Genomic DNA, 23,851 nt, shown 5'->3' with positions numbered 1-23,851 from the left:
GTTTATGATGGGCTTGAGCTACCTTACCCCTGGTTTGATCTCAGCATAGCGGATGGCCATACGTCGTCATGACAGCCCTTGAACGTTTGATGCCTTTGTTGCCACATCGCAGTGTGCGTGCACGTTTTGCCTGGGCGACCGGGCTCAGCGGGGTGCTGTTTGCCATTGTGTTCTCGGTCTGGCTTGCGCAAGACCAGCGGCAGCAATTGCAACAAGCTGTGAGTGATGCGGCAAGGCGTGAGGCCAACGTACTGGGTCAGATCGTGTCCATGGCCCTGGCCGAGCGCCAGAGGGATATCCAGCAGTTGGCCGCGCAGCCCGATGTGGCCAGTGGCCTGGTCGATGCCGGGGCCATGCGCCTGGCGCTGGAGCGCATCCGGGTCAGCCATCCTGAATTTGAATGGCTGGCCCTGACCAATGCCCGCGGCGTGGTGACGACGGCCACCGGGGCCCGTCTGGAGGGGCAGGATTTCTCAGCGCAGCCCTGGTTCGTGTCGGGCATGCTGGCACCCTGGCTGGGCAAGCCCCAGACCGCAGGCCCGCTGGCGCGCTTCCTGCCCCGCGATGTAGACGGCAGGCCGGTGCAACTCATCGACATGGCGGTCCCCGTGGTGGACTATGAAGGCCACAAGGTTGGTGTGATCGTGGGCATGCTCAACTGGCGCTGGATCAAGGACATCCACAGCACGATGGTGGCGCAGGACGACAGCCTGCTGCACACCTTGCTGCTGACGCCCTCGGGCGAGGTCACGGTCGGCCCGCCAGGCCTGCTGGGCCGGACGCTTAACCCTTTGGGCTTCGAGGAATTGCGCCAGGGCGGCTCGGCCCAGGTCATCGCCTGGCCGGACCTGGGTGACCAGTTGACGGCGGTGGCGCCCGTGAGGTGGTTCGAGCGCGAAGGCAAACCCCCTTTGCTGATGGTGCTGCGCCAGGACCCGGACGGGGTCTACGGCCCGGCCAACAAGCTCTGGCACCGCATGCTGTTTCTGGGCATGCTGGCATCAGGGTTGTTCGTGGCGCTGAGCTGGTGGCTGGCTGGCCGCATCACCCGGCCTTTGCACCATCTGGCCCGGGCCGCGGCCACCTTGCGTGAAGGCGAGCCTTCGCCGTTCGACCTGGGGCCCAGCCAGACCGACGAGATCGGCGCGCTGTCGCAGGCCCTGCACGACATGCACACCCGCCTGCAGGCGCGCTTGAGCGAGCTGGCCACCTACCGCGATCACCTGGAAGAAACGGTCGGGCAACGCACCGAGCAGTTGCAGGCCGCGCGTGACAAGGCCGAAGCCGCGACGCGGGCCAAGAGCGCCTTCATCGCCAACATGAGCCACGAGATCCGCACGCCCATGAACGCCATCATGGGCGTGAACTACCTCATCCAGCAAGGGCCCTTGTTGCCGGGTCAGGCCGAGCGGCTGCGTACCGTGCAGGAGGCCGCCGAGCACCTGCTGGACATCATCAACAACGTGCTGGACCTGTCCAAGATCGAAGCGGGCATGTTCACCTTGTCGCCCGCTGATTTCGATTTGCCGGAGCTGCTGCACAAGGCCATGGCACTGGTGGCCGACAAGGCCCGCGAGAAGAACCTGTCCTTGGTGGTGGACGACCAGGGCTGCCCATCACGCCTGCATGGCGATGCCATGCGCCTGTCGCAGATCCTGATCAACTTGCTGAGCAACGCCGTCAAGTTCACCGAGCAAGGGCAGGTGACGCTGAAGGTGCGGGCAGAGCCGCGTACCGATCACGAGGTGCAGCTGCACATCGAGGTGCAGGACACCGGCGTGGGCATCTCATCCGAGCAGGCGAGCAAGCTGTTCAACGCTTTTGTGCAGGCCGATGACTCCACCACCCGCCGCTTTGGTGGCACGGGCCTGGGCCTGGCCATCACACGCAGCCTGGTCGAGTTGATGGGCGGGCGCATCGGGGTGCGCAGCCAGGCGGGTCATGGCAGCGTGTTCTGGTGCCTGTTGCCCCTGCATGTGGCCGAGGCGGCGCCACAAGCCCAAGCCGTACCGGATGTGCCGGCCTTGTCAGCCGAAGAGGCTGCAGTCAGGCTGCGGCAGGAGCATGCCGGCGCCAAGGTGCTGCTGGCTGAAGACAACGCCATCAACAGCCTGCTGGCCATGGAATTGCTGGCCATGGCCGGTGTGGAGACGACGCCCGCCAGGAACGGCGCGGAGGCCGTGTCCCTGGTGCAGCAGCAGCCCTTTGATCTGGTCCTCATGGACATGCACATGCCCGAGATGGACGGCCTGCAGGCCACCCGCCTGATCCGGCAGATGCCCGATCAGCGTGACCTGCCCATCGTGGCCATGACCGCCAGCGTGCTGCAGGAAGAGAAAGACGCCTGCATGGCCGCTGGCATGAACGGCCACCTGTCCAAGCCTGTTGATACCCAGGCCCTGTACATGGCGCTCCTGAAATGGTTCAAGGTGCGCCATGCGGGGCAGGCTCGGCAGGACGCCACCGCCGATCAGGCCTGATCAGGCAAAGTCCTGCGCCAGCACGCGCTCGATGTTGCGCTCGGCCAGTGCCGTGATGGTGACAAAGGGGTTGACGCCGATGCTGCCGGGGATCAAGGCGCTGTCGGTCACGTACAGGCCCTTGTAGCCATTGACGCGCCCCACGTTGTCGGTGGCCACGTCCAGCACGCAGCCGCCCAGCGGGTGGTAGCAGAAGTCATCGGCAAAGGCCTTGCCACCGCCAAACAGGTCGGTGCGGTACACGGTGCCTTGCTGCTGGTTGATCTTGTCGAACATCATCTTGGCCGAGTTGACCGTGATGGTGTTCTGGGCGCGTGTCCAGCGCAGCTTGGCGGTGTCGGTGGCCGCGTCGTACTCGAAGTGGCCGCGCTCGGGGTTGCGCGTGATGGCCAGGTACATGCTCACCCAGTTCTCAAAGCCCGTCGGCAAGGGCGTGATCTCGGCAAACACCGGGTTGACCGGGTTGGACCAATCGTTGATGCCCATGGCCGGCATGGTGGACTGCACCGCGCCCGTGGGGTTCCACAGGTGGTTGGCGCGCGCCGTCATGACGTTGCCGTTGTGGCCCCAGCCCTGGCCCACTTGCGCAGACAGTTTGGGCAGCGTGCCCGTATCGCGGGCGCGCACCAGCAACTCGGTCGTGCCCAGGCTGCCTGCGCCCAGGAAGAGCTTGCCGCAACTGACCTGGAAGGTGCCCAGCACATTGCCGACTTCATCGATCTGGCGCACGGTCAGCAGGTAATCGCCATTGGCCTGCTGCTCGATGCGGCGCACCTCATGCAGCGTGTAGATGGTGACGCGGCCCGTGCCCACGGCATCGGCCAGGTAGGTCTTGTCCAGGCTGAGCTTGCCGGCGTTGTTACCGTAGATCACCTCTTGCGCCAGAGCCGAGCGGGGCACGGTGTTGGCCTGCTCGGCCTCCATGTACTTGGCGTTGTACACACTGGGCACGAACACGGTCTTGAAGCCCGCCTGGTTGGCAGACGCACGCGAGACACGGGCGTAGCGGTAGCAGGCGGCCGTTTCGAACCAGGCCGGGTCCACCTGGTTGACGCCCAGTTGGGTATTGGCACGCGGGAAGTAGGTGCCGTACATCTCGCTGGCACTGACGCCGGGCAGCATCTGCTCGAAATACCAGCGCGGTGGCGTCACCGCCATGGCGCCATTGACCAGCGAGCCGCCGCCCACACCACGGCCCACATAGACCGACATCTCGTCGTAGTTGACGCGGTCGAGCACGCCGGCATAACGCGGGATCTTCTTGTTGATCACATCCAGCCCGAGGAAGGTCTTGAGCGGGGCCTCGGTCTTGTCCTTGAACCACATGGCCCGGCCGTCGGGCGACAGGGTCTTGGTGAAGACCTTGCCATCGCTGCCTGGCTGGGTCCATAGGCGGCCCATTTCCAGCATGACCACGGGCACGCCGGCTTCGGCCAGGCGCAGCGCCGTCACGGCGCCACCATAACCCGTGCCGATCACGATGGCGGGCACACGGCCCAGCTGGCCCAATGCGGCCTTGGGCAGGGCCATCGCGTCGTTGAAGCTGCGGGCCCCGGTAGCGCGGCTGGGCAACGAGATGCAGGACAAGCCCAGTGCGGCCGCGGACTGCAGGGCGGCGGTCCCCAGGAAACGGCGACGAGACAGCATGGAAAACGACTCCTTGTGTGGTGTATGGATTGTGTAAAACGAAGCGCGGGGAATGGGGTTTGGTAATCCCGGTGTGCCCCTCAAGCAGGGGGCTGCGCATTGTGGTTCACGTCAAGCTGTTGACGAGCCGGCTGGCCTGCTGCGCGCGCCAAACCCCCTTGATTCAGGGTTGCACCCAGGTGGCCGGTGTTAGAGTCCGGCCGATTCTGGTGGGCGTGCTGCCCGCCCGCTTGCCCCTGTTCCATTCCGCTTCCATTCCGCTCTCAAGACGCCGCCATGCAAACCCGCCTGACCCGACTGCTGGGCATCGACCACCCCATCGTCCTGCCCGGGATGACCTACATCGCCGTGCCCTCGCTGGTGGCGGCCGTGTGCAACGCAGGCGGGCTGGGCATCCTGGCTTCGGGGGCCTTGTCGCCTGAGGAATGCCGCGCGGCCATCCGCGAGATCCGCAGCCTGACCGACAAGCCTTTTGGCGTGGGTTGCAGCCTCATGCTGCCCGGTGCGGCCGACTGCGCCAGGGTCGCACTGCAAGAGCAGGTGCCCCTGATCAATGTGTCCATGGGCAAGGGCGAGTGGGTGATCGAGGGCGCGCACGCCTACGGTGGCAAGGTGATCGCCACCATCTCCAACGAAAAGCACGCACGCTCGGCCATCGAGTCGGGTGTGGATGGCCTGATCGTGACGGGGCACGAGGCCGCGGCGCACGGCGGCAAGGTCACCTCCATGGTGCTGATCCCGGCCGTGCGCGACATGACCGACCTGCCCATCATCGCGGCCGGTGGTTTTGCCGATGGACGCGGGCTGGTGGCCGCCTTGGCATTGGGTGCCGACGCGGTGGCCATGGGCACGCGCTTCGCCAGCTCGAAAGAAAGCCCGGTGCACGCGGACACCAAGCAGCTGATCGTCGAGAAGGAAGCCGAAGAGACGATCTATTCAAGCAACTTCGACACCTTCCCGTGCCGCGTGATGCGCACGCCCGGTGGCCGCCGCTTCACGGCCCGCAAGCTCAGCCCGCCGGTGGCCCTCAGCCGTTCGCTGGCGGCCGCGCGTGAACTCAATACGCCTTTGGCCTCACTGGCCAAGGACGCCATGGGGCAGGGCCTGGTGGGGGCGGTGAAGGTGGCCTACTTCGGTGCTGCCACCCTGGCCATGCGCAAAGCCATCCACGAGGCGAACCATGTGGATGGCGTGCAGTTGATCGGGCAGTCGCAAGGCCTCGTGCATGACGTGGCCAGCGTGGCCGAGATCATCGAGCGGGTGATGGCTCAGGCCAAGGCGGTGACGGCGGGTGTGTCAGCTGCCTTGAGCTGAAGGCCCACAAAAGGCTCAGTTCGACATCTTGCGGCGAACGGCGCCCATGGCCAGCAAGCCCAGGGCCATGAGCAGGTAGCTCGATGGCTCAGGCACCGCCGAGGCGAAGGCCACGAACACGCCATCGGTCTTGAAGCTGGTCCAGTTTTTCAGCCCGGTGTCCACCAGGAAGACTTCACCAAAGCGCGTGCCCAGCACCAGCTCGGTGCCATCGGCGATGATGTCCACGTCCGTGAAGTTGCAACCACTCGGGCTGCCGCTCCAGGAGCAGGTGGGGCTGAGGCTGCCAAGCAGCTTGCCATTGGCGTCCAGGTGCTCGATGAGGCCGCTGCTGTTGGCCAGGAAGATGTCGCCCTTCTGATCGACAGCCAGGGCCTTGTGCTCGTTCCAGCCCAGGTTCTGGGTCAGGTCGATGGTCTGGATGTGGGCCAGTGTGTCGGGGTTGTAGACGTCCAGTGTCCGCCCATCAGGGCTGCCGCCAGGCGACAGCGCATAGAGCAGGCCATTGTTGCCCAGGCTCAGATCGATGGGCTCGATGTTGGTGGCAAAACGGGTGGCCGTGTTCGTGCTGCGGTCAATGGCCACGATGCCCTGGGCTTCCCCGCCGCTGTAGGTCATCATGTCTGCGACGAAGATGGTCTTGGCCGAGGCCGCGATGCCGCCGTAGCTGACGGCATTGACCGAGCTCAGGCCGGGCACGCTGACATTGCTCCAGCTGGCGCTGCCCACGTCGTACCGGCTCACATAGGGCTGGAAGGTGCCGTTGAACAGGTAAAGCGAGTTGGTGTCCGGCACGGCCAGATCACGGGCGTATTCGGTGGCCGGGTAGCCGCCAGGGTAGGCCGTGGCGATGCTTTGAACCAGGTCACCTTGCGTGGTGTACTCCGTGATCGCGCTGCCGTTGCTGACCAGGATGTTGCCGGACGTGAAGCCCGCCGCCTGCACGGATGTGGCGCCAAGGGCCGCCAGCAGCGCTGTGGCCGAGATGAGCGTTTTCATGTGTCTGCCCCGTACTGTTTGATGTGGTGTGAGGGAGCCTGGCTCCAGAGAGCCCATGCTCGCTCACACCGATGAGGCAGGTCAACCGGGGTTTCGCGCTGAAACCCACATTGACCGCGTGCTTGCGAGGCACGCGGCTTCCGTTTAACGCGAACTTTACTCGTCGTTACCACCCACACCAAACAGCATCAGCAGGCTGGTGAACAGGTTGTAGACCGATACGTACAGGCTCACGGTGGCCAGCAGGTAGTTGGTTTCGCCGCCGTTGACGATGCGGCTGGTCTCGAACAGGATCATGCCGCTCATCAGGAGCACGAACAGGCCCGACACCACCAGGCTCAGCGCGGGGATCTGGAAGAAGATGGCGCCCAGGCCCAGCACAAAGGCCACCAGCGTGCCCACCATCAAAAAGCCGCCCATGAAGCTGAAGTCACGCTTGCTGGTCAAGGCCACGGCAGACAAGCCCAGGAAGGCTGCCGCGGTGGCGCCCAGCGCATTCGTGATCACGGCCGCGCCATGCGGCATGGCCAGCACCTTGCTGAGCAGGGGCCCCAGGGTGTAGCCCATGAAGCCGGTCAGGGCGAACACGGCCACCACGCCCCAGGCGCTGTTGGACAGCTTGTTTACCGCGAACATCAGGCCGAAGAAACCCGCCAGCGTGAGCAACATGCCCGGCGAGGGCAGGTTCAGGCTCATGGCCGTGCCGGCCACACCTGCGCTGAAGGCCAGGGTCATGCCCAGCAGGGCATAGGTGTTGCGCAGGACGCGTCGGCTGGAGGCCGAGCCGGCCATGCGGTCTGCCAGCGCAGGCAGGGCCAGGGCGCGGGCAGGCTGACGGTTGTTGGGATACATGATGGGTCCTTCGTTGATGTCAGTGGGGGTTGGGCGCTCAGGCGCCTTCAGGCAGCGCGCCCATGGCGCGCGCCATGCGGCGGTTGCGACCGGGTGTGCGGCCTTTGCCCAAGTGCGGCGCGCGCAGCGGGCGTTCGCGGATGCGTTCGATCTGCTTGCTGATCGTGTGGGCGGCGCGGTGCAGGGCGCGGTCCACCAGCGCACGGATCTGGCTGCCCCGGTCGTGCACCACGGCGGTGGTGTCTTCGAGCTCGATCACCAGCTGGCAGTCCTTGTCGACACCGCCGCGTGGGCCGTTGATGTCCTTGAGGTGCAGCGAGGCGCCAATGGCCTTGTCTCCGAAGCGGCCCAGCAGTTGACGCAGACGCTGGCGGATGTGCTCGCTGTCTTCTTGAGACAGGTTGAGGCCCTGGGTCTGAATGAACACGCGCATGATGAGGTCCTTGCTTGTGGGTGGATGACGACTTGAATGTACGCAAGCCCATACTTCGCGTAAATTCGAATTTCTGATTCAAACAGTTCGACAAAACCGATATGAACTACAAGCACCTGCAGTATTTCTGGGCCGTGGCCCGACTGGGTGGCGTGGTCAAGGCCAGCGAGCACCTGCACGTCACGCCGCAGACGATCAGTGGGCAGATCCAGCTGCTGGAGGGTCATTTCGGGCGCCCGCTGTTTCAGAAGAAGGGCCGCAAGCTGGAGCTCACCGAGACGGGGCAACTGGCCTTCAGCTACGCCAAGGACATCTTCAACCTGGGCGAGGAGCTGGACCAGGTGGTGCGCCAGCCGCGCGGCACGCCCCGGCCCCTGGAGCTGCGTGTGGGCATTGCCGATGCCGTGCCCAAGCCGGTGGCCTGCCTGCTGCTGGAGCCCGCGTTGAAACACAGCCAGCCGTTCAAGGTGATCTGCCGCGAATGGAAGCTCGACAGCTTGCTGGCCGAGCTGGCCGTGCACCGGCTGGATCTGGTCTTGTCCGACCGGCCTTTGCCGGCCGACATGAGTGTGCAGGCCTTCAACCACCGCCTGGGTGGCTCCAGCGTGGGCTTTTATGCGAGCAAGGACCTGGCCGGGCGGCTCCCCAAGGGCTTCCCGGCATGCCTGGATGGGGCGCCTTTGCTGGCGCCTGCGTCAGATTCCGCGCTGGGCATGCGGCTGGGCCAGTGGCTGGGTGCGCACAAGCTCAAGCCCCACATCGTGGGCGAGTTCGATGACAACGCTTTGCCCATGGCCCTGGGGCATCTGGGCAACGGGGTGTTCATGGCGCCCATGGTGCTGGACGCCACCATCCGGGCGCAATACGGTGTCAAGCGCCTGGGCGAGGCCATCGACCTGATCGAGTCCTTCTACGTGATCACGGTCGAGCGGCGCATCAAGCACCCCGGCGTGGCGGCCATCACGCAGGCCGCGCGTGACGGGCTGTTTGCAGACTGGAAGCTCTGAGCATGGCTTTTGCTGCAGCCTGCTCAGCGTTTGCGCTGGGCCTGCAGCGCGCGCCAGAACTTGGCGTCTTGTGATGAGGCGAAGTTGATGCGCATCAGCGTGGAGGGCCGGCGCTGCGCATGAAAAAGCGCACCCGGCGCGATCAGCCAGCCCGCGTCCAGCATGGGCATGGTCAGGCGTTCGGTGTCCATGCCGGTGTCGACCCAGCCAAACAGGCCTTGCGGCTCGAACACGAACTCGCAGCCGGCCTGGCGTGCAAGCTGCACGGTGCGCGCACGTGCCGCATCCAGCTGCTGCGTGACGCGGTCGCAAAAGCGCCGCAACTGGCCTTGCTCCAGGCACAAGGCCAGGGTCTGCTCCAGCATGGGCGCGGTGGTCAGCGAGGTCAGCAGCTTGGTGTTGGTGATGCGTTCCACCAATTGGCGAGGGGCGACGATGTAGCCCACGCGCCAGCTGGGCGTGAGGATCTTGGAGAAGCTGCCGACCATGATGGTGCGTTGCAGGTTGTCCAGCACGCTCAGGCGGGTGGCATGCAGGGGTGCGAGGAAGCCGTAGATGTCGTCTTCGAGGATGTGAAAGCCGTGGGTCTCGGCCAGGCGCAGCACCTGATGGGCATGCCCCGGCGAGAGCATGGTGCTGGTGGGGTTGTGCAGCACGGACACGGTCACATACAGCTTGGGGTGGTGCTCTCGGGCGAGTTTTTGCATCACGGCCAGGTCGGGGCCATCTACCCCGCGTGGCACGGGCAGGACGCGCATGCCCAACTGAGCCAGGCGCGCGAACTCGACGGGCCAGGCGGGCTCGTCCACCAGCACGGCGTCGCCCGGTTGGAGCAGGGCGCGGGTGACCAGGTCCAGCGCGTGCGTGGCGCCCACGGTGGTGATGAGCTGATCGGCGTCGGCCTTGAGGCCGTACTCGGCCAGGCGCAGGCTCATGGCTCGCCGAAAGCGGGCATCACCAGCGGGCTCGCCGTAATGCAGGGTCAGCGGGATGAGCTTGTCACCTTGCGTGACACGGCGCAGCGCCGAGCCCAGCATGCCCGCGTCCAGCCAGGCCGGCGGCAGGGTGCCCAGGCCGGGCATGGGGCGCGCACCAGGTTCATGGAACATGCCGCGGATCAGCGTGGTGGCGTCAATGGGCGTGCTGGGCTGGAAGGGGTGAGGTTTGCTGTCCGCGCTGGTGGCGTGGGTGGTCTGACGGGGCGCCTGCCGCACGAAGTAGCCCCGCTGGCTGCGGGCTTCGATCAGGCCTTGCGCCAGCAACTGGTCGTAAGCGGCCACCACGGTGTAGGAACTGACCTGGTGGGTGCGGGCGCATTCGCGCACCGAAGGCAGGCGGCTGCCCGGTGCCAGCCAGTTCTGGCGGATGCGGTCGGCAAAGCGCTGAGCCAGTTGCTCGGTCAGCGTCTGGTCGCTGTCGCGGCTCAGTGCCTTGCCCGGTGAGGAGGGCGGGGCCGTGTCGTGGTGGCGGTCCATCGTGAGGTCTGGTGGCGCTGTACTGGTCAGATGGCCAATACAGTGTGTTGGCTGATGTGCTGAACTGTGTTGGTGCTGTATTGGTGTTGGTCTCTACATTGCCATACATGGACACCTCTTTGCAAGCACCCCCATCGCTCAGCCAGCACCCCTGGTGGCCCCGCGCCATTGGCCTGATGGCCGTGCTGGTGTTCGCGATGACGATCCCCATGACCCGCCTGGCCAATGGGTCTTTGACCGAGCCGCAGTGGCCGCCGCTGTTCGTGGCCAGCGCGCGTGCGGCCCTGGCGGGTGTGCTGGCCGTGCTGCATCTGCTGTGGGTGCGTGCCGCGTGGCCCGCTGCGGCCCATCGCCGCTGGTTGCTGGCCATCGTGCTGGGCGGGGTGATGGGTTTTCCGCTGGGCATGGGCTGGGCCGTGCGCATCGTGCCGGCTTCGCATGCGGCCGTGATCACGGGGTTGCTGCCCTTGTGCACGGCAGCTTTGTCGGCCTGGTGGCTGGGGCATCGGCCGCGCCTGGGTTTCTGGCTGGCCAGCGCGGCGGGCGCGGGTTTGATGGCGGTGTTCGCCTGGTCTTCGTCGGCGCATCACGTGGCCGGTGCCGGCCTGTCGCTGGCGGCGGATGGCACCATGTTGCTGGGCATGGTCGGCGCATCGGTGGCCTATGTGGCCGGGGCCCGTTTGAGCCGTGAGATGCCATCCTCGCAGGTCATGTCCTGGTCGCTGGTGCTGGCCTGGCCCGTGACCGTGGCCTTGTCGGTGTACTGGTGGCCGCAAGGCATCCACAGCCTGGCGCAGGCGCGCGCTCAGATCCAGCCTGCAGCCTGGTGGGGCCTGGCCTATGTGGCCGTGTGCTCGACCTGGCTGGGCTTCTTCCTCTGGTACGCCGCCTTGGCCCGCGATGCCATGCGGGTGAGCCAGCTGCAACTGTTGCAACCGCTGCTGGCCATGCTGATCTCGGCGGCCTTGCTCGGCGAGGCCGTGCCCGTGAAAGCCTGGGTGTTTGCGCTGGCCGTCCTGGCGGTGGTGGTGTTGGGGCAGCGCTTGGCGCGGGCCTCTCCAGTGCCTGCCGCATCCCATTCTCCTGCCCTGCCGCCCGTGCGGCACCTTGAAACGAGTCCCACATGAGCATCCAGCTGGCTGACCGCACGCGGCACATGACCTCATCGGCCATCCGCGACATCCTCAAGCTCACCGAACGGCCCGGCGTCCTGTCGCTGGCGGGTGGCTTGCCCTCACCCGAAGGCTTCCCCCTCGCAGCCTTGCGCCAGGCCAGCGAGCGTGTGTGGCAGACGCAAGGCGCGCAAGCGATGCAGTACGCCAACAGCGAAGGCCTGATGCCGCTGCGCGAGTGGATGGCGCGTCGCATCAGCCGGCCAGGCTGGGCCGTGAGCGCCGAGCAGGTGCTGGTGACCACGGGCTCGCAACAGGGGCTGGACCTGCTGGGCAAGGTGCTGTTGGACCCAGGCAGCCGCTTGCTGGTCGAGCAGCCCACTTACCTTGGCGCCTTGCAGGCTTTCTCGGTGTACGGGCCGGTGTTGACGCCGTGGCCCGGCGATGAACAAGGACTTGAACAGGGGCCTGATCCCCAAGCCCTGCTGGACGCGGCGCAGCCCATGCCGCAGGCGGCCTACCTGGTGCCCAGCTATCAGAACCCGACGGGTGCGTGCCTGAGCGAGGCGCGGCGGCGGGCGCTGGCACACGCGCTCAAGGCAGGGCACACCACCCTGATCGAAGACAACCCTTATGGCGAGCTCTGGTACGACGCGCCACCGCCAGACCCAATCGCCGTGCACGCACCGCATCACACGGTCTACCTGGGCTCTTTGTCGAAGGTGCTGGCGCCGGGCTTGCGTTTGGGCTTTGTGGTCACGCCGCCCGATGAGGCGCCTGGCGCCCAGGCCTTGCGCACCCGCTTGCTGCAGGCCAAGCAGGCCACGGACTTGCACACACCGGGCTTCAACCAGCGCCTGGTGCTGCAGTTGCTGCAAGATGGTTTTGATCTGGATGCGCATGTGAGCAAGGTGCGCCAGGCGTACAAGGCCCAGCGCGATGCCATGGCGGCGGCCTTGCAGCGGCATTTGCCCGAGGGCTGTGTGTGGCAGGTGCCGCAAGGCGGCATGTTCTTCTGGGTGCAAGGCCCTGAAGGCTTTGATGCGGCAGCCACCTTGCCGGCTGCGGTGGAAAGCGGTGTGGCCTATGTGCCGGGCGCGGCCTTTTATACAGAGGGCCATGCCAGCAAGGGGCGGCAGATGCGCTTGTCCTTCGTGACCTTGTCGCCCGATCAGCTTGAAGAGGCGGTGAGCAGGCTGGCGGCGCACATGAAGGTGGCGCTGGTACAGGCCTCTTGAATGGGCCTGTTAAGCGGGCCTGTTAACCTTGCGGGATGACTGCACTGTTTGAACAAGAGCTGGCGCGCTTGCGTGCGGCTCACCTGGCGCGCAAGCGGCGTCAAGTGGCGCCCTTGATCGCGCCCGCAGAACTCGCCTTGACCGACGAGGCCCTGCGCGGCACCACCTACCTGATCGATGGCCAGCCCCGCCTCTCATTTGGCAGCAATGACTACCTGGGCCTGTCGCAACACCCAGCCTTGATCGCCGCGGCCCAACAGGCGGCAGCACGTTACGGCGTGGGCGCCACGGCGTCGCCACTGGTGTGTGGCCACAGCCCCGCGCACGAGGCGCTGGAGCAGGAACTGGCCACCATGGTTGGCTTGCCGCGTGCGCTGTATTTCTACGCGGGTTATGCGGCCAATGTAGGCGCCATTCCCGCACTGGTCGGCAAGGGTGACGCGGTGTTTTCCGATGCGCTCAACCACGCCTGCCTGATTGATGGCATCCGTTTGTCGCGTGCTGAGTCGCATGTGTTGCCGCATGCTGATCTGGCCGCGCTGGAAGCGGCCTTGCAAGCCAGCACGGCACGCCGCAAGCTGGTGGTGACCGACGCCGTGTTCAGCATGGACGGCAATGTGGCCGATGTGCCTGCGCTGCTGGCGCTGTGCGAGCGCTACGACGCCTGGTTGATGATCGACGACGCCCATGGTTTTGGTGTGTTGGGCGAGCGGGGCGAGGGCACCTTGTCCTACCACGGCATCGCGGGCGTGCAGGGCGTGGCGCCAGCCTGGCAAGGGCGCCTGGACCGGCTCATCTACATGGCCACCTTGGGCAAGGCTGCAGGCGTGGCTGGTGCCTTCATCGCGGGTGAGCCCAGCATGGTCGAGTGGGTCATGCAAAAGGCCCGCACCTACATGTTCGCCACGGCGGCGCCGGCCATCGTGGCCGAGTCATTGCGTGCGGCCTTGCAGGTCATGCATGACGAGCCCCAGCGGCGCCAGCACCTGCGTGCGCTTCAAGCGCGTTTGCAGGCCGGCGTGAGCGCGGCGAACTTGCCCTGGACGCTGCTGCCCTCTGATACGGCCATTCAGCCCTTGATCATCGGCAGCAATGAAGACGCGCTGGCCGTGATGGCTCGCCTGGATGAGCGTGGAGTGTGGGTGCCCGCGATCCGGCCTCCAACCGTGCCAGAAGGCACAGCGCGCCTGCGCATTTCCTTGTCAGCCGCGCACACGATCGAGCACGTCGATCAGCTGTGCAAAGCCCTGGCTCAGGCCGTGGCGTAACCGTAGAGCTTCTGGCGGTTGAGTTGCATCAGCACATTGCCACGGGGCACGGCGGCCACGACCTTGAACTCCGGCTTGCCGGTATCGCGTGGCCGTGAGTCGGGGAAGACCCAGCCATCCGAGCTGATCAGGCTGTGCACCAGCGGGGCACCCGCGTTCTCGCCGCGCCTGACCACCACCGCGGTGTCGCCATTGGCCAGCTTCACGAAAGAGCCGGGCGGGAACATGCCCATCTCCTTGATGATGGCCGCGGCATAAGGGTTGTTGGCGCCTGCGGCCTTGAGGAACAGTTCGCGCGCGGCGATGTTCACGGCCATGGCCGGGCGGTTGGCACGCGGTGCGAGGCGGGCCAGGTACACGTCGGCGTAGTGGATCAGGCAGGCCAGCGGGCTGAAGCTGCCGTGGCCTTCAGGCAGCGCGCCCCCATCGGGCGTGACGTGGTGTTGTTCGACCGTCTTGAGCCAGTCCTGATCCGTGACGCCCGCTGCCTCCAGGATGGCCCGGCTTCTTTCAGGATGTGCCGCGATGTCGGCCTTCTGTTGAGGCGTGGGCGGCGTGGACTGGTGCGTCAGCGTATTTTGCAGATCCAGCATGCCGATGTTCATGGTCAGCGCGGCGCGGATCAGGGTGGTGCGGTCGTTGTCGGTCCAGCCGAAGCGATCGGCGGCCAGGCAGGCCACGAAGGCCGTTTGCAGCGAGTGCGACACGGCGTAGCCGGTGGGGTCACCGTGGACCATCTCGAAGGTGCCGGCCTCGACATCTTCTTTCATGGCCATCTGGATGTGGCCAGACAAGGTGCCGACTTCCTGCGCGAACTGAGGGTTCTCTTTGTGGGTGCGCAGCAGGTGCCCCGTGCGCTTGAGGATGACGGACCACATGGCAAAAGGGTCCCGGCGCGTGCGGGTGGACTGCACCTCGCGCTGATGCCGTTCGTACTCTTCCTGGTCCACGTACACGCCGCGCTCGATCAGCGTGTCGATCTGGGCCTGTTCAGTCAGCATGAAGCCTTTGCCCAAAAGCAAATGCCCTGGCTCGTTGCGCACGTTCCAGGGCAAGGGCTCATTGAGCTTGATCTGATGGAGACACAAACGCAAGAGCTTCATGTTGGTCCGATGACTGCTGACTACATGGCTTTCATTTCGACCACAAAGTCAAAAAGTGAAAGAACTTGAAGCGCAGATTTCGGGCCCTTGCGCCAAACCTGTCACGGTTTGTCTTGAAGTGTCCCTTCAGATTTGGTCTTTCAGGATCACTTCAGCTCGCAAGGAGTGGGCAAAAGCCTTGGTGATGTTCACGTCGATCAACTGGCCGATCAGGCGCTCACGGATCTGCTGGCTCGGGCCGGCCGCAAAGTTCACGATGCGGTTGCACTCGGTGCGGCCCATCAGCTCGGACGGGTCCTTGCGGCTGGGGCCTTCGACCAGGATCTTCTGTGTCTTGCCGACCAGCGCTTCGCTGTAGCGCAGCACATTGGTTTCCAGATAGGCCTGCAGGGTTTGCAGGCGCTGGAGCTTGACCTCGTGCGGCGTCGTGTCTTCCAGCGCGGCAGCGGGGGTGCCAGGGCGCGCGCTGAAGATGAAGCTGTAGGAGGCGTCGAACTCAAGGTCCGTGGCCAGCTTCATGAGCTTGTCGAAGTCTTCATCCGTCTCGCCGGGGAAGCCGACGATGAAGTCGGTCGACAGGCGGATGTCAGGGCGCACGGCGCGCAGCTTGCGGATGGTGCTCTTGTATTCAAGTACCGTGTAGCCGCGCTTCATGGCCATGAGGATGCGGTCCGAGCCGTGCTGCACGGGCAGGTGCACGTGGTTGACCAGCTTGTCGGTCTTGCCGTAGACATCGATCAGGCGCTGGCCGAACTCGTTGGGGTGGCTGGTGGTGAAGCGGATGCGCTCCAGGCCGGGCATCTCGGCGATGTACTCGACCAGGGTGGCGAAGTCGGCGATCTCAGCCGTGTCACCCATCTTGCCGCGGTAGCCGTTCACGTTCTGGCCCAGCAAGGTGATTTCCTTGACGCCCTGGTCGACCAGGTCGGCCACTTCGGTCAGCACGTCGTCAAAGGGGCGCGAGACCTCTTCGCCACGGGTGTAGGGCACCACGCAGTAGCTGCAGTACTTCGAGCAACCTTCCATGATGGACACGAAGGCCGAGGCGCCTTCCTTGCGCGGCGGGGGCAGGTGGTCGAACTTCTCGATCTCGGGGAAGCTGATGTCCACCTGCGGGCGCCTGGTGCGCTGGCGCTTTTCCAGCATGGCCGGCAGGCGGTGCAGGGTTTGCGGGCCAAACACCACGTCCACATAAGGCGCGCGCTCGATGATGGAGGCACCTTCCTGGCTGGCCAAGCAGCCGCCTACACCGATCATCACGCCCTTGGCCTTGAGGTGCTTGACGCGGCCCAGATCGCTGAAGACCTTCTCTTGCGCCTTCTCGCGGATCGAGCAGGTGTTGAACAGGATCAGGTCGGCCTGCTCGGGGTCGTCCGTGGGCGTGTAGCCCTTGGCGGCGTTCATGACGTCGGACATCTTGTCCGAGTCGTATTCGTTCATCTGGCAGCCATAGGTCTTGATGTAGACCTTCTTGGTTGTGGGGGCCTCAGCGGTGGCTTCGGTAACGGGGGCTTGCGGTGCGGTGCTCATGGCGGGAACTTCTCGGGATCGGGGCGTGGATCAGGGCTTGGACCAGGTCTGGCTGACGGGGTCCCAGATCCAGGTGGCGGCTTCGGTGGGCGTGGTGGGCCACAGCTTGGCGGCCTCGTCGGCCTTGAGGATCCACACGTTCATCAACAGGCCCAGGGTGTCAACCGTGTAGTTGACCTTGTACTTCTGCCCGACCAGGTTGCCCGACAGCACCAGGCGGTTGTCCAGGTCACGGATGCGGGCGCCAGGTGCCAGGCGGGCCGCGTTGCCATTGAGCGTGACCTCGGGTGGCTGGCCGAACAGGATCTCGCCACGCAACGACTGCTTGAGGATGGGGGTGGCGCGGCCAATGGGCGTGTCCGGGTTGGACAGCGGGGTGCTGGACGTGGCCGTGGTCGTGCCGGACGTGCTTTGGGAGGCGCTGCTAGCGGCACCCAGAACGGTGCCAACCACGGCACCGACAACGGCAGCGCTTTGAGCAAAAACCAGCGCAGGCGCAGCCAGGGCCAGAGCGGCCGTGACCGACTTGAGACAGCGGGGCATGGTGTAGATCCAGGGGCTGTTGATCGGAGTGGGGATTCTACGGCAAGGGTGTCCGCCGTTGTGGGTAATATGCGGGCTGCCGGGTGCCCGAAGGAGGTACCCCGATCCGGGAGAAACACATGGGTTTGGTCGATTTCATCAAGAAACAGTTCATCGACGTCATCGAGTGGACAGAGTCCACCGACGGCGTGCTGGCCTGGCGCTACCCCTTCGAGGACCGCGAAATCCAGAACGGCGCGATGCTGGTGGTGCGTGAGTCGCAGATGGCCCTGTTCGTCAACGAGGGCAAGGTGGCCGACCTGTTCGGGCCCGGCACGCACAAGCTGACGACGCAAACCCTGCCCCTGCTGACCAACCTCAAGAACTGGGACAAGCTGTTTGCCTCGCCCTTCAAGAGCGATGTGTACTTTTTCAGCACGCGCCAGCAACTGGACCTGCGCTGGGGCACCAGCCAGCCCATCACCCTGCGCGACAAGGATTTCGGCGCCGTGCGCGTGCGCGCCTTTGGCAACTACGCCGTGCGCATGGCCGACCCGCGCAAGTTCCACACCGAGGTGTCGGGCACGCGCGAGGCCTACACCGTGGCCGATCTGGACGGGCAACTGCGCGGCCTCTTGCTGCAGCACCTGAGCGATGCCGTGGCGCAAAGCGGCATCCCCTTCCTGGACCTGGCGGCCAACCAGATCGAGTTCGCCAAGGCACTGACCGAGGCCGTGGCCCCTTCGTTTGAAGCGCTGGGGCTGAAGATCGAAGGCTTGACCGTGCAAAACGTGTCGCTGCCCGAAGAGCTGCAAAAGATCCTCGACCAGAAGATCGGCATGGGCATGGTCGGCCAGAACATGGGCCAGTTCGTGCAGTACCAAGCGGCGCAGGCCCTGCCCGTGATTGCGGCTGCATCGGGGCAGGGTGGGGGGGGCGTGGCCGGTGATGCCGCCGGCTTGGGCGCAGGGCTGGCCTTGGGCCAGGTCATGGCGCAATCCATCCAGCAAGGCATGCAGAGCGCAACGGCTGCCACGGGCGCGGCACCCGCCGGCATCAAGCCTGACGAGATCATGGCCACCATCGAGAAGCTGGCGGACCTGAAGGCCAAGGGCATCCTGACCGAAGACGAGTTCAGCGCCAAGAAGGCCGAGCTGCTCAAGAAACTCGTCTGAACGGCGGGTTGTTGTCATGAGTGATCAAGGCGCCGGGCCAGGCGCTGGTGGTGGTGCGCAACGCGCCTGGCGCGCGGCATGCACGTTCTGTGGTGCGCCGGTCGAGTTCCGATCGGCGGCCTCGCCCCTGGCCGTTTGCAGCTTCTGCAAGAGCACGCTGGTGCGTGACGGCGAATCGCTGCGCCGCATCGGCCAGAGTGCCGCCCTGTTCGACGACCACAGCCCGCTGGCGCTGGGCGCACGCGGCCAGCATCAGGGCGAAGCCTTCACGCTGATTGGCCGGCTGCAACGGGCCTACAAGGACGATGCGGGCGAAGAAGGCCGCTGGACCGAGTGGCACGCGCTGTTCGACAACGGGCGCAGCGGCGCGCTCAGCGAAGACAACGGCGCCTATGTCATGTCGTTCGCGCTGCAGCCCTCACAAGCGCTGCCCTTGCGCGAGTTGATGCAAGCGGCCATCGGCCAAAGCGTGGTCATCGACAGCCGGCCCTGGGTGCTGTCCTCGTGCGTGCAAGCGCACACCCATGCGGCTGAAGGCGAGCTGGCCGTCAAGCCCGATTTCACGCGTGAATTCCCGGTGCTGGAGCTGCGCAACACGGCCGGCGAGGTCCTGTCCATCGAGCCCGAAGCGCAGCCGGTTCAGCTGGATGTGGGGCGCTCGGTGCAACTGGCCGATCTGCGCCTGTCCGGCATCCCGGATGCCAAGCAGGTGGCCGAGGGCAAGCTGCAGGCCAAGGGCATCGAGTGCCCCCACTGCGGCACCTCGCTCACCCCCACGCTGGACAGCGCCCAATCCATTGTCTGCACCAGCTGCAAGTCCGTCATCGACATCAGCAAGGGGCTGGGCAGCGACCTTGCCTACTACCGCCAGGACAACACGCTGGAGCCCCTGATCCCGCTGGGCAAGGTCGGCACGCTCAAGGTGGGTGGCAAAGCCGAAAACTGGCAGGTGGTGGGCTACCAGGAGCGCTGCGACGTCCCTGAAGACGCCCATGAAGAGCAGACCTTCTGGCGCGAGTACCTCCTGTACAACCGCCTGCAGGGCTTTGCCTTCCTGGTCGATGCCGAGGATGGCTGGAGCATCGTGCGCCCCGTTACCGGCGTGCCGGCCATGAAGGGCGACACCCTGGTCTACCAGGGCAAGACCTACCGCAAGCGCTATACCTACCCGGCCAAGACCACCTATGTGCTGGGCGAGTTCTACTGGCCTGTGCGCAAGGAACAGCGCACGCTCAACACCGACTTCGCGGGCCAGGGCAGCAACAGCTCACTGCGGCTCAACCGCGAGCAAACGGGCAACGAGGTCACCTGGTCGGCTGGCGAGACCATCGAGGCCCAGGCCGTGATGAGCGCCTTCCAGATCGCCAAGCAGTCCATGGGGGCCTTCAAGCGCGACGCCACCCCCATGTCGGCCGAGAGCAAGAAGTGGCTGACGCAGCTGATGTGGATCCTGCTCTTTCTGTTCATCGTCATCCTGCTCGAAAAGTGCAGCGATGACTGCAGCGATATACGCAGCAACTATGGCGAGTACAGCACCGAGTACCAGCAATGCCGGGCCAGCCAGGGCAGCGGCAGCAGCAGTCACGGTGGTTCATATGGCGGCTACAACAGTGGCGGCTTTCACAAGTAGCAACGCAGCAAGCAGTGTTTAGGAGATCAACATGATCGATATCGAATGGCTCAAGCCCGGCGTGTTCCTGGGGTCCATCGCCTTTGCCTTGATCGGCGTGGCGATCTTCTGGCTTTGCTTCGTCATCGTCGACAAGCTCACCCCCTATGACCTGTGGGGCGAGATCGTCGAGAAGAAGAACGTGGCCCTGGCCATCGTGGTGGCGGCCATGTGCCTGGCCATCGGGCAGATCGTCGCCGCGGCGGTGCATGGCTGAACCAGGCAACGGGCAGGCAGTGCCAGCCCTGGCCGAGACAGGCCACCGCGAACCGGGCCATGGCGAGCGAGGCCCTATCGAGCGAGGCCACATGGCGCCGGCCGAGCTGGCCTTGCTGGCCTCGGTCTTCGTGGTCGCGGCCTGCGGGCTGGTGTACGAGCTGGCGGCCGGTGCCCTGGCCAGCTACCTGCTGGGGGACTCCATCCTCCAGTTCTCCACCGTCATTGGCACCTACCTGTTTGCCATGGGCGTGGGCTCGTGGTTGTCGCGCTACCTGGAGCGGCAACTGGTGGCGCACTTTCTGCGCATCGAGTTGATGGTGGGCCTGTTCGGTGGGCTGATGCCGGCGGTGCTCTTCGTGGCCAACAGCCTCTTGCCCGCCTGGGCCTCGGCACCGTTTCGCGCCTTGCTCTATGGCATGGTGACGTTGATCGGCGTGCTCGTGGGCCTGGAGATCCCGCTGGTGATGCGCATCCTCAAGCGCCACTTTGCGCACCGCTATGCGCTCAAGGACCTGGTCTCCGGGGTGCTCACCTTCGATTACCTGGGTGCGCTGGTGGTGTCGCTGGCCTTCCCGCTGCTGCTGGTGCCGCACCTGGGCATCGTGCGCACGGGTGTGTTCTTCGGCCTGCTCAATGTGCTGGTGGCCGTGTGGGCACTGCACCTGTTTCGCAGTGAACTGCGCGCCTGGCACCGCCATGCCTGGGCTTGCGCGGCCGTCATCGTCATCCTGGCCGCGGCCATGGTGGGCGCGCCGCCCCTGACCACCTGGGCCGAAGACCGCTTCTATGGCGAAGGCGTGGTGCTGAGGCAGGACACACCGTATCAACGCATCGTCATCACCCAGGGCCATGGTGGCACGCGCCTCTTCCTCAATGGCAACCTGCAGTTCGCCTCGCGTGATGAGTACCGCTACCACGAGGCCCTGGTCCACCCCGCCATGAGCGCACAAGGCGCACCCAAGCGTGTGCTGGTGCTGGGTGGTGGCGACGGCATGGCCGTGCGCGAAATCCTCAAGTACCCCAGCGTGCAACAGGTCACCCTGGTGGGGCTGGACCCGGCCATGACCACCCTGTTCAGCCGCGACCCGCGCCTGACCGCCTTGAACAAAGGCTCGCTCAAGGCGCCCAAGGTGAAGGTGGTCAACGCGGATGCCTTCACCTGGCTGGCCTCGCACGACGAGGTGTACGACGTCATCGTGGTGGACTTCCCCGACCCCACCAACCACGCCATCGGCAAGCTCTACACCACCACCTTCTACGCCTTGCTGGACCAGCACCTGTCTGCCAGCGGCTATGCCGTCATCCAGACCACCTCGCCTTTGATCGCGCGGCAAAGCTTCTGGACCGTGGTCAGCACGCTCGAAGCCGTGGGCCTGCAGACCACGCCTTACCACGCGCATGTGCCCAGCTTTGGCGAGTGGGGCTTTGTGCTGGCCCACCACCGGCCCTGGCGCATGCCGCAGCAACTACCGCAGGGCATGCGCTTTGTCACCCCTACCAGCCTGCCGGCCTTGTTCGACTTCCCGCCCGACATGGCCCGCGTGGCCGCCGAGCCCAATCGCCTGAGCAACCAGGTGCTGGTGCAGACCTTCGAGGCCGAATGGGGCCGTGTGCACCAATGAAGTTCCACCATGTCTGCCCATGAGCCCGGCCTGAACAGCGCGCGCCGCCGTTGGCTGAGCGCCGCCGGCATGGGCGTGGCCACCGGCTTGCTGCCCGGCTTGAGCTCCTGCCACCGCACCGTGCCCGTCAGTTTGCGCCCCGATGTGCAAGGCGGCTGGGTGGGTGCCCATGTTGACCGTGGCCACGCCTGGCGCGATGCCCAAACCCCGGCAGCCCTGTGCGCGCCGCCCCGCCGTGTGCACACCCTCATCATTGGTGCCGGCGTGGCGGGCCTGTCTGCGGCACGCACCTTGATGCGCGCGGGCCTGGATGATCTGGCCGTGCTGGACCTGGAAGATGAACCCGGCGGCAATGCCCGTGGCCACCGGATGCGCGGCCTGCCTTGCCCCTTGGGTGCGCATTACCTGCCCATGCCGGGGCCTGATGCCACCGAGGTGGCGCAGTGGCTGGAGGAGCTGGGCCTGATCCGCCAGGAGCATGGGCGCTGGGTGGGCGATGAACGCCACCTCTGCCACAGCCCGCAAGAGCGCCTGTTCATCCCGGATGCGACGCAGGACAAGCCCGGCCTGTGGCGCGGCCAATGGCGAGAGGGGCTCTTGCTGCAACAAGGCCTGAGCGCCGACGACCTGGCGCAATACCGCCGCTTCTCGCAGGATGTGAGCACAGCCTCGCGCGACTTGGGCTTTGCCATGCCCACCACAAAGCGTGCCTGGCATGCCGGCCTGGCAGCCTTGGACCAAGTGACCTTTGCGCAATGGCTGCGCAACAAGGGCTACACATCCAAACCCTTGTTGTGGCTGCTGGACTATGCCTGCCGTGATGACTATGGCGCGGGCCTGGGCCGTGTCTCGGCCTGGGCCGGCTTGCATTACTTCGCCAGCCGACACGGCTTCGAGCTGCCGGGCCAGGGTGAGGCCCACGATGCCGTGCTGACCTGGCCTGAGGGCAATGGCTGGTTGACCCGGCAACTGGCACGCGATCTGGGTGAACGTGTTCAAACCGGGCAGGTGGCCTTGCAGGTAGAGGCCAGCCGCCACGAGGTGGCCGTGCAGAGCTGGCACGCAGGGCACCAATGCAGGCAGACCTGGCTGGCGCAGCAGGTGATCCTGTGCGTGCCGCTGTTCGTGGCCCAGCGCCTGTTGCGTATGCCTTTGCCACCCTTGCAGGAGATGGCGCCACGCATGGCGTATGCGCCCTGGCTGGTCAGCAATGTGCTCCTGTCCAAGGCCTTCACCGATCGGCCCGGCATGCCCTTGTCATGGGACAACGTGCCCTATACCACCGAGGGCGTGGCCGGCGTGCCCATGCCGGCGCTGGGTTATGTCGATGCCCGCCATCAAAGCCTGGCACAGGTGACAGGCCCCATGCTGCTCACGCACTACTGGGCACTGGGCGGGCAGGATGCGGCACAAGGGCAGGCCATGCGGTCGGCCTTGCTCAAAGGGGCCTGGTCAGACTGGGCCCAGCATGTGCTGGCCGACTTGTCTCGCATCCACCCGGACTTGCCTGGGCTGGTGCAGCAGATGGACCTCATGCGTTATGGCCACGCCATGAGCATCCCGGCGCCTGGCATCAGGGGCCATGCGGCGCTGGCGGCCTTGGGCGCGCCGCAAGGGCGACTGCACTTTGCGCACAGCGACCTGTCTGCCTACTCGGTGTTGGAAGAGGCTTTCACGCAGGGCGTGCGCGCGGCCCGTCAGGTGCTGGCGGCATCCGGTATGGCACGGCAGATGGCCTGACGCGCCTGTTGCAGCGGGGCGAACCCCGCCACCAACTGGTCGAGCAGCGTCTGCGCACGCTCGGCGTTGTCACTGAGCAGGTTGCACACGAACACATCGAGCGTGACCACGCCCAGCTCGGGCCAGGTGTGCACCGCCAGGTGGGATTCGGCCAGCAGCACCACGCCGGTCACCCCGGCGGTCTGCTGCCCTTGGGCTGGTTCAAAGCCATGGAAGCGATCGCCTACGGTCTGCAAGCCTGCCTGGGCCACGGCCTGCAGGCAGGCGGCGCGCAAGGCCTCGGGCTGGCACATCCACGGGTGGCCGGCAGCACAGCCGGCCAGATCTGCCGTCAGGTGGGTACCTTGCTGGCGCAGCTTGATGGCCTCGTGCGATACCGTGGGTTCTGAAGCCGGCGCTGAATCCGACAAGGTGATCGACACGGGCGTGTTCTGCATGCGGGACAT

20 protein-coding genes are annotated in these 23,851 nt (G+C 65.6%); 11 read left to right on the top strand and 9 right to left on the bottom strand.

From position 1 onward, the window contains the following. The first annotated feature begins 89 nt into the window (after window positions 1-89). Window positions 90-2,480, top strand: coding sequence for a hybrid sensor histidine kinase/response regulator (locus HY019_RS04765; RefSeq protein WP_290688764.1), 2,391 nt, complete (start codon window positions 90-92; stop codon window positions 2,478-2,480). On the opposite strand, the gene HY019_RS04760 is transcribed toward HY019_RS04765, so the two are convergent. Beyond that, complete coding sequence (locus HY019_RS04760) at window positions 2,481-4,127, bottom strand: GMC oxidoreductase (protein WP_290688762.1); 1,647 nt, start codon at window positions 4,125-4,127, stop codon at window positions 2,481-2,483. It abuts the gene before it with no gap. Between the two features lie 186 nt (window positions 4,128-4,313). On the opposite strand from HY019_RS04760, the gene HY019_RS04755 reads away from it, so the two are divergent. Continuing rightward, window positions 4,314-5,441 carry a nitronate monooxygenase gene (locus tag HY019_RS04755; RefSeq protein ID WP_290688760.1) on the top strand — a complete coding sequence of 376 codons (1,128 nt, stop codon included), beginning with the start codon at window positions 4,314-4,316 and terminating at the stop codon, window positions 5,439-5,441. A 15-nt stretch (window positions 5,442-5,456) separates the two neighbouring features. Here HY019_RS04755 and HY019_RS04750 read toward each other — a convergent pair whose 3' ends face one another. The 3 genes from HY019_RS04750 to HY019_RS04740 form a co-directional block, all read right to left on the bottom strand. Then, window positions 5,457-6,440 carry a PEP-CTERM sorting domain-containing protein gene (locus HY019_RS04750; RefSeq protein ID WP_290688758.1) on the bottom strand — a complete coding sequence of 328 codons (984 nt, stop codon included), beginning with the start codon at window positions 6,438-6,440 and terminating at the stop codon, window positions 5,457-5,459. Between the two features lie 156 nt (window positions 6,441-6,596). Then, the gene (locus HY019_RS04745; protein WP_363302369.1) at window positions 6,597-7,232 is read right to left on the bottom strand and encodes a Bax inhibitor-1/YccA family protein; all 636 of its coding nucleotides are present in this window, start codon (window positions 7,230-7,232) and stop codon (window positions 6,597-6,599) included. 97 nt (window positions 7,233-7,329) lie between these two features. Beyond that, the gene (locus HY019_RS04740) at window positions 7,330-7,725 is read right to left on the bottom strand and encodes a hypothetical protein (protein WP_290688754.1); all 396 of its coding nucleotides are present in this window, start codon (window positions 7,723-7,725) and stop codon (window positions 7,330-7,332) included. A 101-nt stretch (window positions 7,726-7,826) separates the two neighbouring features. Here HY019_RS04740 and nhaR point away from each other — a divergent pair, with 101 nt between their 5' ends. After that, window positions 7,827-8,732: a transcriptional activator NhaR gene (nhaR, locus tag HY019_RS04735; protein ID WP_290688752.1), complete on the top strand. Its 906-nt coding sequence runs from the start codon at window positions 7,827-7,829 to the stop codon at window positions 8,730-8,732. A gap of 23 nt (window positions 8,733-8,755) precedes the next feature. Here nhaR and HY019_RS04730 read toward each other — a convergent pair whose 3' ends face one another. Next, complete coding sequence (locus tag HY019_RS04730) at window positions 8,756-10,207, bottom strand: PLP-dependent aminotransferase family protein (RefSeq protein ID WP_290688751.1); 1,452 nt, start codon at window positions 10,205-10,207, stop codon at window positions 8,756-8,758. Between the two features lie 107 nt (window positions 10,208-10,314). Between HY019_RS04730 and HY019_RS04725 the strand changes: the two genes are divergently transcribed. The 3 genes from HY019_RS04725 to bioF are packed head-to-tail and all read left to right on the top strand — an operon-like array spanning window position 10,315 to window position 13,825. Continuing rightward, window positions 10,315-11,334 carry a DMT family transporter gene (locus tag HY019_RS04725; protein ID WP_290688749.1) on the top strand — a complete coding sequence of 340 codons (1,020 nt, stop codon included), beginning with the start codon at window positions 10,315-10,317 and terminating at the stop codon, window positions 11,332-11,334. Beyond that, entirely contained in the window at window positions 11,331-12,557 is a 1,227-nt protein-coding gene (locus HY019_RS04720; protein ID WP_290688747.1) for a PLP-dependent aminotransferase family protein, read from the top strand. Before HY019_RS04725 ends, HY019_RS04720 begins: the two co-directional genes overlap by 4 nt. A 35-nt stretch (window positions 12,558-12,592) precedes the next feature. Then, on the top strand, window positions 12,593-13,825 hold the full coding sequence (bioF, locus tag HY019_RS04715; RefSeq protein WP_290688746.1) for an 8-amino-7-oxononanoate synthase: 1,233 nt from the start codon (window positions 12,593-12,595) through the stop codon (window positions 13,823-13,825). On the opposite strand, the gene HY019_RS04710 is transcribed toward bioF, so the two are convergent. The 3 genes from HY019_RS04710 to HY019_RS04700 form a co-directional block, all read right to left on the bottom strand. Then, on the bottom strand, window positions 13,810-14,928 hold the full coding sequence (locus HY019_RS04710) for a hypothetical protein (RefSeq protein WP_290688745.1): 1,119 nt from the start codon (window positions 14,926-14,928) through the stop codon (window positions 13,810-13,812). The two genes, bioF and HY019_RS04710, sit on opposite strands and share 16 nt — an antisense overlap. A 126-nt stretch (window positions 14,929-15,054) precedes the next feature. Next, window positions 15,055-16,458 (bottom strand): tRNA (N6-isopentenyl adenosine(37)-C2)-methylthiotransferase MiaB, encoded by a 1,404-nt coding sequence (gene miaB / locus HY019_RS04705; protein WP_290688744.1) that lies wholly within the window; start codon window positions 16,456-16,458, stop codon window positions 15,055-15,057. Window positions 16,459-16,488: 30 nt separating this feature from the next. Next, on the bottom strand, window positions 16,489-17,001 hold the full coding sequence (locus HY019_RS04700) for a hypothetical protein (protein WP_290688743.1): 513 nt from the start codon (window positions 16,999-17,001) through the stop codon (window positions 16,489-16,491). Between the two features lie 119 nt (window positions 17,002-17,120). Here HY019_RS04700 and HY019_RS04695 point away from each other — a divergent pair, with 119 nt between their 5' ends. From HY019_RS04695 to HY019_RS04675, 5 genes are all read left to right on the top strand, one after another. Then, a complete protein-coding gene (locus HY019_RS04695; RefSeq protein ID WP_290688741.1) occupies window positions 17,121-18,155 on the top strand; it encodes an SPFH domain-containing protein in 1,035 nt (344 codons plus the stop codon). A gap of 16 nt (window positions 18,156-18,171) precedes the next feature. Further along, the gene (locus tag HY019_RS04690; protein WP_290688739.1) at window positions 18,172-19,785 is read left to right on the top strand and encodes a DUF4178 domain-containing protein; all 1,614 of its coding nucleotides are present in this window, start codon (window positions 18,172-18,174) and stop codon (window positions 19,783-19,785) included. A gap of 31 nt (window positions 19,786-19,816) precedes the next feature. Then, window positions 19,817-20,041, top strand: coding sequence for a DUF350 domain-containing protein (locus tag HY019_RS04685; protein ID WP_290688737.1), 225 nt, complete (start codon window positions 19,817-19,819; stop codon window positions 20,039-20,041). A gap of 91 nt (window positions 20,042-20,132) precedes the next feature. After that, entirely contained in the window at window positions 20,133-21,665 is a 1,533-nt protein-coding gene (locus tag HY019_RS04680) for a polyamine aminopropyltransferase (protein ID WP_290689167.1), read from the top strand. A gap of 9 nt (window positions 21,666-21,674) precedes the next feature. Then, window positions 21,675-23,405, top strand: coding sequence for an NAD(P)/FAD-dependent oxidoreductase (locus HY019_RS04675; protein ID WP_290688736.1), 1,731 nt, complete (start codon window positions 21,675-21,677; stop codon window positions 23,403-23,405). On the opposite strand, the gene speD is transcribed toward HY019_RS04675, so the two are convergent. Continuing rightward, the gene (gene speD / locus HY019_RS04670; RefSeq protein WP_290688734.1) at window positions 23,363-23,842 is read right to left on the bottom strand and encodes an adenosylmethionine decarboxylase; all 480 of its coding nucleotides are present in this window, start codon (window positions 23,840-23,842) and stop codon (window positions 23,363-23,365) included. The genes HY019_RS04675 and speD overlap by 43 nt on opposite strands. Window positions 23,843-23,851 lie beyond the last annotated feature (9 nt).

The organism is Aquabacterium sp. (assembly GCF_016195855.1).
In the GTDB taxonomy this organism is placed as follows: Bacteria; Pseudomonadota; Gammaproteobacteria; order Burkholderiales; family Burkholderiaceae_C; genus Aquabacterium.
Note: the sequence above shows the minus strand (reverse complement) of the source record. Positions and strands in the feature narration are given on the sequence as shown.